The following is a 925-nucleotide window of genomic DNA, read 5'->3' as shown; positions in this document are numbered from 1 at the left end:
TGGCGTGGGGTGATGTGCATTTTGCCGATAAGCAGTGATTGGTGCCGTCGTCGCTCGTTGTAAACCTGGCGGTATTCAGCCAGATATGTGTTGACCTCAGCAAGGCTGACTGGGTGGCGTGCATCGAGGAACTGGGTCAACGTGCGGTGAGAGCGCTCGTCTTTTCCCTGGGTTGTCGGGGCGAAACCAGCAATAGCAAGAACACCTTGGCTGGCGAGCCAGGTTTCAGTAGCAGAGAGAAAACCACGGTGGTAGGTGGCGAACGCATCGCCATTGTCGGAAAGGATTTCTTGAGGTTTGCCGTAGGCAGCGAACGCTGCGGCCAGCACAGCGCGTGCATCAGTACCGTTTTCTGGCAGGGCGAACGCTGTGGTTCCGACATCGAATCTGCTGGCATCATCGATAATCTGGTAAATCGTGACATGTGTGTGGGCATGGTCAAAGAGGCGATAGACCAGTCCATCGATTTGCCAGAGTTCACCGACGCGATCACGGGCGAAGCGCTTATAGGAGCTGCGTGGCCGTTTGCGGGCATTGGCATCAACAAACCCCAGTTCATGCAGCCACGAGGCGATTGTAGAACGCGATGGGGTGTAATCTGCGCCTACAGTGTCGAACAAAAAGTAGTAGATCGACCAAGGCCCATAATCCAAGCCTTGCTCCATTAACTGTTGTCTGGCGTGGACGACTGCGATTTTATCGGCCTCGTCAAACTTCTTAATCGGATTCTTCGGGGCAGTCGAATCCGGCACAATGCCTGCGCGGCCCTTCTGCTCTATCCGGTGTTTGATGTTGTGGTACGTCTGCCGCGAGATTCCTAATTCTTTGCAAAACTGTGTGACCGTCTTGCCGTCACGAACGGGATCGAAATCTGCGACCTTTCTACGCTTATGCAATGGAATAGCCATCCGGCTATTCCACCGCC

General features: G+C 54.4%; 1 protein-coding gene. It reads right to left on the bottom strand.

The genetic code is table 11. The features are described from left to right. Positions 1-908, bottom strand: a 908-nt coding sequence (locus HMPREF2967_RS00300) for a DDE-type integrase/transposase/recombinase (RefSeq protein WP_158014659.1), incomplete at its 3' end; no start/stop codon positions are given. Positions 909-925: the final 17 nt, after the last annotated feature.

It is taken from the genome of Corynebacterium sp. HMSC059E07, from assembly GCF_001814395.1.
Taxonomy (GTDB): Bacteria; Actinomycetota; Actinomycetes; order Mycobacteriales; family Mycobacteriaceae; genus Corynebacterium; species Corynebacterium hesseae.
The sequence above is the reverse complement of the archived record's forward strand: the minus strand, read 5'-3'. Positions and strand labels throughout refer to the sequence as shown.